7 protein-coding genes are annotated in these 8412 nt (G+C 41.8%); all 7 read right to left on the bottom strand.

The genetic code is table 11. The annotated features are described in order from the left end of the window. A partial coding sequence (locus IV73_RS05570) for a LysM peptidoglycan-binding domain-containing protein (protein WP_157049554.1) occupies positions 1-491 on the bottom strand: 491 nt, incomplete at its 3' end. A 415-nt stretch (positions 492-906) separates the two neighbouring features. Then, positions 907-1881, bottom strand: a complete 975-nt coding sequence (locus IV73_RS05565) for an ROK family glucokinase (protein WP_057756079.1) — start codon at positions 1879-1881, stop codon at positions 907-909. A gap of 87 nt (positions 1882-1968) precedes the next feature. Continuing rightward, positions 1969-2187, bottom strand: a complete 219-nt coding sequence (locus tag IV73_RS05560) for a YqgQ family protein (protein ID WP_057756174.1) — start codon at positions 2185-2187, stop codon at positions 1969-1971. A 17-nt stretch (positions 2188-2204) separates the two neighbouring features. Further along, the gene (locus IV73_RS05555) at positions 2205-2771 is read right to left on the bottom strand and encodes a 5-formyltetrahydrofolate cyclo-ligase (protein WP_057756076.1); all 567 of its coding nucleotides are present in this window, start codon (positions 2769-2771) and stop codon (positions 2205-2207) included. A gap of 135 nt (positions 2772-2906) precedes the next feature. Then, positions 2907-4952: a peptidoglycan D,D-transpeptidase FtsI family protein gene (locus tag IV73_RS05550; protein WP_057756073.1), complete on the bottom strand. Its 2046-nt coding sequence runs from the start codon at positions 4950-4952 to the stop codon at positions 2907-2909. A gap of 187 nt (positions 4953-5139) precedes the next feature. Then, the gene (gene greA / locus IV73_RS05545; RefSeq protein ID WP_057756070.1) at positions 5140-5622 is read right to left on the bottom strand and encodes a transcription elongation factor GreA; all 483 of its coding nucleotides are present in this window, start codon (positions 5620-5622) and stop codon (positions 5140-5142) included. A 101-nt stretch (positions 5623-5723) separates the two neighbouring features. Continuing rightward, a complete protein-coding gene (locus IV73_RS05540; RefSeq protein ID WP_057756068.1) occupies positions 5724-8396 on the bottom strand; it encodes a YfhO family protein in 2673 nt (890 codons plus the stop codon). Positions 8397-8412 lie beyond the last annotated feature (16 nt).

Genomic DNA, 8412 nt, shown 5'->3' with positions numbered 1-8412 from the left:
ATATTCGTTCCATCTACAGCCACATTATTATTGGTTGCTGGTGCTTCTGTGGTTGAGATGTCTGATGCTGGCGCAGCCACTTCTGGACGGCCGTTGTTGACCCAGTTATTATATTCGCTGACACTCATAAACCTATCGCCATCAGCGTCAGCATTGGCATTATACTTCAAATCATCAATCTTGGTTCCATCAACTGCCGTGGCCTCTTTTTGCACCAACGTCAACTTTTGGTTGACCATGATAACATTTTCGTCCTGCACTTGTTGGGCTAAGGTTTTCAAATCAACCCCAGTTTCACGCGCGATTTTCGTTAATGTATCCCCTGCTTTAACAGTATAGACATCTTGGCTTGCTTTCACATCAGCATCAGCGTTCGCAATCCCAGTTTTTACATGATTCATTGGGGCTAAAAAGCCAGCTGATAAAGCAGCCGCAGCCGTCACTAAAAACTTTCCATTCTTAGACAAACATGTTTTACCTGCATTAGTCATAGATTAAATACTCCTCCGAGCGACATTGTTAAAAATTTCTTGTTCCATAAATTCAGTTTATCGGCAACCGTAGATCTTTTTATTCGCTCATTTACCTAAAAAGGTCCAGACATCGGTAGCTACCATACACTAATAAGTGTATTATCGCACGAATATTTGAGAATGCAACGCACCAAAGCGCCAATCGAACGAATTAGATCAACCCAAGGCAGGCCGTCACCCGTTTCTTGGCATCTTTTAAAATTCTCTTATTTTTACCTTAAGAAAAGGTTAAATTCACGCCATTTGGACGGTTGTAAACAATATGGATTAATTCACAAACAATATTTAAAACTACTAACATAATATTCTAATATTTAATTAAAATAAAAAAACTCTTGAAAAGTATCCAACAGTTTCTCATATTAAATATCAATTATGATGCTTGATTCTGCTTCGCCAACAATCCGGCCCCGTATGCACCCGCATCATTTCCTAAGACTGCTAACTTAATCGCTGTCGACTTACGAACGGGGGCGAAAGCAAATTGTTCAAAATTAGCTTGTACCCGGTTCAACAAGAATTGACCAGCTGCTGAAACCCCCCCACCGATCACAATCGCTGATGGGTTCAAAGTATTCGCCAAAATTCCAGCGGCATAGCCCAAGTAGAAAGCCACCTCATCTACAACCTTATTAGCTAGGTAATCGTCTTCTTTGGCCAAATCAAAGACAATCTTAGAAGTAACCTCTTCACCATCGTCAATCAACGCCTTCAATTTGGAATTACCAACGTACTCTTCGGAAAGATCTTGAGCGATGTGAACAACTCCGGTCGCTGATGCATATTGCTCTAAGCAGCCCTCATTTCCACAAGTACATAGATAACCATGGGGCTTAACTACCATATGACCAACTTCACCCGCAGTTCCAGTCGCGCCGTGCATTAAATGACCCTCATGGATAATTCCACCACCAACACCTGTTCCCAGTGTTATGAAGACTACCTCTTGAGCATTTTCACCAGCCCCTCGCCATTGTTCACCCAAAGCAGCTGAATTGGCATCATTATCAATCGCCAAAGGTAAGCCGGTTCCAGCTTCAATTTGACTTTTCACTTCCACGGGTGTTTCTTTCCAGTTCAAGTTATAAGCTGCCCGAACCGTTCCATTTTCAAAATCAACCGTTCCTGGGGCCCCCATTCCGATTCCAATAATCCGTTCCTTAGGCAAATCATATAAATCTAAATGGTGATTGATTGACTGGATTATGTCAGGAACAATATGTGAGCCATCATCCAACACGTTTGTGCGGATTGACCATTTTTGTTGAATTTCGCCTGCTTCAGTCATAATAGCAAACTTAATCGTCGTTCCGCCTAAATCAACCCCAATTAATTTATCTTTTTGCATTTTTTTATCCCCATGAATTTTTTATTTATAATGTATGCGTTTTCACAACGTCTTATATTATATCTAAAATCATCCCGTTTGCCAAATTTATTTATAAGTCTCAGCTAATGGGTGTTCTAACTCTTGTCGATGTTCACGTTCTAACACTAACTTCATCTTCAAATATAGACTCTGGTCAATTACCTGTGCTTTTGCTAAATTATCAACTTCAATCGCAGCTAATTCAATATCCCATAATCGTTTTCCCAAATGAATATAAACATCATACATTTTTAAAACGTCTAATATGTCTCTAAACGTCTGCATTTTTCGTTCTTGCATTTTCAGCCCCTTTTCTCATTCTCTTGGTCATCAACTACTAAAACCGCGTCCATTGCCACATCAAACTTATCAATCGGCCAACTGGCAGCGACATAATAATTGGATCGAATCGTAATACCTAACTTATAGCCATCAGTTTGCGACAAGACCCGATCGTAATAACCAGCACCAAAACCTACGCGCTGTAAATCCGTCGAAAATGCTAGCCCAGGTACCACCCAAAAATCAATTTTTTCCGGTGCAATGGCTTTGGTATCCACTGGCTCTAAAACACCAAATTGACTCCGTTCATACTGCGTTGTAGTGTTAATTTGTTCTAAGCGCATTGCGTGTTTGGAATACACTTTAGGCACCGTCACCGCCTTACCTTGCTGAAGAGCAATTTGCACAAGTAGCTGTGTGGGAATTTCAAACGGCTGGGCCATAAATAAAGCGACCGTCTGACTTGCCTGCCATTCTGATAGCTGCGTGACTTGTTGCACTAAACGGCTCATTAATTGTCCCCGTTGCCCATCGGTTTGTTGCTTTAGCAATTGCTGACTTCGTGTTCGAATCGCTGCTTTATCCATCCCCTCACGCTACCTTTCTCACTCAAATTTGTATTCTATATAAAAAGCAAGGTCATCCTAGATAACCTTGCTATCATTATAATTTTTTTCCATTAGAATGTCGAACCAATCATAGCTTTCTGGCGATGACTGACTTTAATTTTCACCAGCATTAGCAACATCTCGCCAATAAGCTTCCCAAATAGCTACAGAGATTGTATTTGCTACCGAATCCTGGGCCTTATTTGAAATTCCAGGTACCACAATCGCTAACGCCACATCGTGATCTTTAGCGAATGAAATTCCCGTTGAACTAAAGGTCTCTTGACCATCAGTGAAGGTTTCCGCCGTCCCAGTTTTGGCAGAAACACTTGGCTTAATGCCCTTTAGCTGACTACCTGTGACATGTGGTCCACTTCCATGGACAACACGATCCATTCCGTCATAAATAACTTTCCGTTGAGCATCCGTCCAGCCAACTGTCCCCAAGACTTGCGTTGGTATCGTTGTCTGTAAGTGTTCAACATTGGAATCTTTTTGTCGGTTCGAGATTGATTCCACCACGTGTGGCTGGACTCGATACCCGCCATTAGCGATAGTTGCCGCATATTGTGCCAACTGAATTGGCGTAAATGTATCATACTGTCCAAAGGATTCGTCCAACGCGTTACCACTATGGGAGGCATCAGTTTTTCCTTTAATTCCAGTCACCTCACCTGGCAAATCAATGCCAGTCGGTACCCCTAGTCCGAAGCGGGCAAAGCCGTTTCGCATTTTTGACCATACGCTTGGATCTAGGTTCCCTAACGTCATGTTCGGATAATAATTCAATCCGCCCATTTTCAGCATTAACTGCATCACATAGGAATTTGATGACGCCTCCAACGCCGTTTCCGCCGTCAATGGCACCGAACCATTTTGATTAAACCATGATGACTTAACCGCCGTTCCAGAAATCTGAATGGGCACATCGTTTACCGCGCTATTCGTTGGCGTAATGACATTGTTCATCATCGCCGTTGTAATCATGGCTGGCTTAACGACTGATCCAACCACCTGCGCCCGATTAATATTTCCTAAAGCATCTGAGGTTATTTTACCAGTCTTATTATCGCGATAAACTCCAGCCATTCCATACAGACCGCCCGTTTTAGGATTAATCATGATTGCATAACCGCCTTCAGTTAAGCCGCCTGGAATTTTTTCTTCCAAAATCTTTTGTAGATCTTCTTGGAATTTGGCATTCACCGTTAAAGTCAAGTTTGATCCAGCTTGCCCCGCTTGAATAACCTTACTACTGGTTTTACCAGTGCGATTATCCGTTCCAACCGAGACCGTACGCTTCGTACCACGCAAAGCGGATTCATAATATTGTTCCAAATATGAAGTCCCTACGCTATCATCGCGGTCATACCCCTTCGTCAATAACGAATTGACTTGTGATTCTGGGAGTCCGGACTTAGATGTTGAAACCGCCCCAATAATTGAAGTCATCGCATCCCCGCTTGGATATTCACGCGTGTAATACAAACCAACTTTGACCCCTGGCATCTTCGACTGTCGCTCACCAATATTGGCAATTTCTTCAGCGCTAACATCATTCGTTTTTAGATAAACCGTTGACAATGCATAGGCATCACCCATTTTTTGATAAATCATCGCATTATTTTTTTCCGCATCAGTTAATGGGAAATCATCTTGATGATTTTTCAAATACTGGGTTAATTGTCGCACCTGCGCATCGGTCCCATCAGCGGCTAAATTGTTAATGTGCCGACCAACTTTTTGCGCCCGCTTATCATCTTGAATGTAATACATCGCATAGTTCGTATCCGCTAATTGATCGGTATCAACCTTCAAATATTTCCCAACTTCATTGGCGACTTTATACATTTGGGCATTAGTAATCGATTTAGGTTTTTGATACGTAATCGCCTGGGAACCTTTATTATCTACCATCACTTTCCCGGTAGAATCATAAATATTTCCCCGTTGTACATTTTCTTTTTGAATGCTCTTGGCTTTAGAACTCACCTCGGCTGTAAACTTACCCGCCTGGCGCACCTGTAAATTCAATAATTGCACACCTAATATCACTAACATCAAAATGACAATGCCCAACAAGGCATTTAATCGAACCGGAATTCGGGTTAAGGAATTCGGAGCTCGACGTCCTCTTCTCTTACGACGTGGCTGTTGCATGATTTTATCCTTTTTAAAACTATTTTGATTTAGTCAAGTTTAATTCATTTTTAACTAATTAAGTTTAATTCTAGCACAATCCGGTCCGCTTTTTAACCAGCAAAAAAGGTGTTGCGCCTTTCAAGCACAAACACCTCACCATTCACTATTACGATTAACTTAGTAGACCAAGTTATTTATAAACGCATTAAGCCATCTCAACAGCGATAATCTTAACTTCAAAACTAAAGCCATTCTCCATCGTAACTTTTACTAAGTCGCCCACTTTATTTCCAATTAAAGCCTTCCCGATTGGTGACTCATTGGAAATCTTACCATCATCTGGATTAGCTTCAATGGAACCAACAATGGTGTATGATTCGGCTGGCTCACCCTCTTCTTGGAACGTTACGCGCTTTCCAACTGAAACTTCATCTTCATCAATGGAGCTTGAATCGATAATATCAACGTTATCAAGCATATTCTGCAAAGACTTAATTTGTCCCTCGACAAAAGCTTGCTCATCTTTAGCTGATTGATATTCTGAATTTTCAGAAAGATCACCGTGTGAACGCGCTTCTTGAATAGCTGCCGTAATCTCTCCTCGCCGCACCGTAATCAACTCTTCTAGCTCTGCTTCTAACTTTTCCTTACCCTCAACTGTCATTGGGTAACGTTTTTCATCTGCCATCTTTACTGGCCCCCTAAAAAATCTTTTTAAATTCAGATTCGTTAATTACGCTCTGAAACTAAATTTCAAGTTACCACTTTATCTATAGTCTGTAAAGACATTTATTCCATAAAATCCTCTGGTAGCTCATGCAATGAGTGTCGCCGATTCCGACTTTCTGACCAGCTCATTCCTAACAAGAAAATCAAGTTGCCGATACTAATTAAAATTCCCTCATGTAACAAAGGTACCTGATATTGATATTCAACCTGATGTTTGCCCGGTGCGACAACAGCTCCAAGGAAGAAATTCGCAATTTTAACGGTGTTAACTTCACGTCCATCCACCTTTAACGTCCAACCCGGTGCTGCCGGAATCGTTGACATCAAGGTCGTTTCGCCTTGGGGGATGTTGATTTTACCGCTCAGCTTAGTAGCTTGGTGCACATGAGTTTGCAAACCTTGCGTTTGTAATTTCTGACTTTGTTCTTGTAAGGCAGTGCGATCTAATTCATACAAAGAAACATTTTGAAGCCAGACATTTGGTTGTTTCAAAATAAAGGTAATCGTATGCTCGCTCCCTGCTTCACCAGTATCAGGTAGGGTATAAATCATCGTATGACGATGGGCGGGAATCGGTGGCTGCGGCGTTCCATCTAAGTCAATATTGGCTGCATCATCATTGACTGCCGCACCCAAAGTTAAGTATTTCGGTCCTGTCGCTGACGTCTGATAAGTGAGTGTTAACCGCGCTGGTTCTTTGCTGGCTTGGCGGGTCAAAACAGCCCCCGTAATCGTTATGGGCGCATGCACATTTTCACCAGTGGCTCCTGCAAAATTCGCACTTTTTAATAGCGGTTGATCCGTCCCCGTCATCCTTTGCCACAACTGGTTTTGATTACTCATGGGGTCATCCGGTCGCGCTGTAAAATTCAAAATGGCCGGATTAGACGCAAAAGCCACTGGCAAAGCTTGCTGATTGACTTGCAACTGTGCGCCCCCACGTTTTCCAATGGTAGGTGCTGGATGCCAATCATAACGCTCGTCCGTTTGCATCGTGGGTGGAATTACACTCGGTAAATCATCCTCAGAATTTTTTTGACTGATTAGATATTTCACACCGAGCAAATTATCATTGAGCGCCGTGCTACCCGTATAATCGATATAATTATCACCCTCGGGCTGACCCAAGACCGCCATAATATCACTTTGCTGATGTTCCAGCATTGAACTAAAGACCGTTGCGCCGCGATAATTAACCTGCAGCGGATCATCTTTGGTTCGTTCAAAATTTTTCGTGACCCGATAAAAAGTCTGATCCTTCGTCTCATTTAAGAGACTGCGTCCATCTTGCAATATGCGAACCACATTTTGGTATTCATTATTACTAAGATAACTAAACTTATTTAAAGTGACGACCGCATTGGCCATTAACTCAAGCAAAACAAAACTAATTAAGCTCCACCGCCACCAGCGATTGGTACCGACATAATATTGCAAACATAGAATCATCAAAAAGCAGCTCAGTCCTGCGGCGAATTGATACCAATTTAAAAAGCTATAGGTATGCATGCGATAGGCGACCCAACCACTAACGGCAAGTGCAAGTACTAATAAAATCCAAGCTTGCCACCGGGAAAGATGCCAAGTGGGCGTCCAAATTGAGCCTGATAGCCAAATCAACCAGAAAATAAAGACGAATGAGAAACGGTATGGATACCAAACCGGATAAGCCAAACCATGCCAAATGACATTTAATGGGTCATACATCATTGATAAGATTAAGAAGGCGGTGATCAAAAATGTCATAATCCGCGTACTCAATCGAATTTCGCGACTTGTTAAAAAGCCACAGACCACGATTAAAATTAAACTACCCACAAAAATATTAGGCATTCCTGCTTTCATTTGCTCAAAATCAAAAGCACCCATAAAAGTTTTCGCCCACAAATCCAAAGGCTGATAAGTGACGGCATTTTTAACATTTTCGAGCAAATGAGGACCTTTAGAATTTGTTAGGGTCATTGCTGTTGGTAACCAAACAAACGCCGATAAACCGATACTCATTAATGAACCAAACGCAAACTTGAGCCATAGTTTGATGCGCCCAGTAAAACCATATGGCGCCCAACTAGTCCGCCACAACATATATAGCACCAAAAACAAGCCCACCATATAAGCCATGTAATAATTACAAATAAAAGCTAAGGCGAGCAAAAGAGTATACATCCAAATGCGCTGCCCCGCCAAATAACGTTCTAGACCAGCCACAATTAAGGGCAATAAGATCATCACGTCAACCCAGATTACATTTAATTGATTAGCCACCATCCAGCCACTAAACGCATAGCTAAATCCAAATAATAGCAAAGGCCAGCCATTTTGCCAATGCATCATATGGAGCGCTTTGGCCATACTCCAACTAGCTAGGCCATAACGTAAAATCGTCAGGCCTAAAATTCCCATGGGTAAATATAAGTTGGAAACCGGTAATAGCAACAAATTAAGCGGGCTAAAAATATAGTAAGAACCATCGCTATAAAAATTCCCACCCAATCCTTTATTAAAACTATAGAGCAGTTGCGTCGGATCATGTAAGAGACTCGTACGCAAATACGCTAATAAATCAATATATTGTTGGCCTAAATCGACCGTTAAAATTGAACTGCTTCCAAATGGCGCCATACCCCGAAAAGCAAAATAACCGGCCATAAAAATAGCCGGTCCTAAAAAGCTAATCCATAATGCTTGAGTACTTGAACGCCATTTGAACGGATTCATGATCATCTTTCGCATCTGATTTCCTTTATTA

Source organism: Weissella kandleri (assembly GCF_001438705.1).
Lineage (GTDB): Bacteria > Bacillota > Bacilli > Lactobacillales > Lactobacillaceae > Weissella > Weissella kandleri.
Note: the sequence above shows the minus strand (reverse complement) of the source record. Positions and strands in the feature narration are given on the sequence as shown.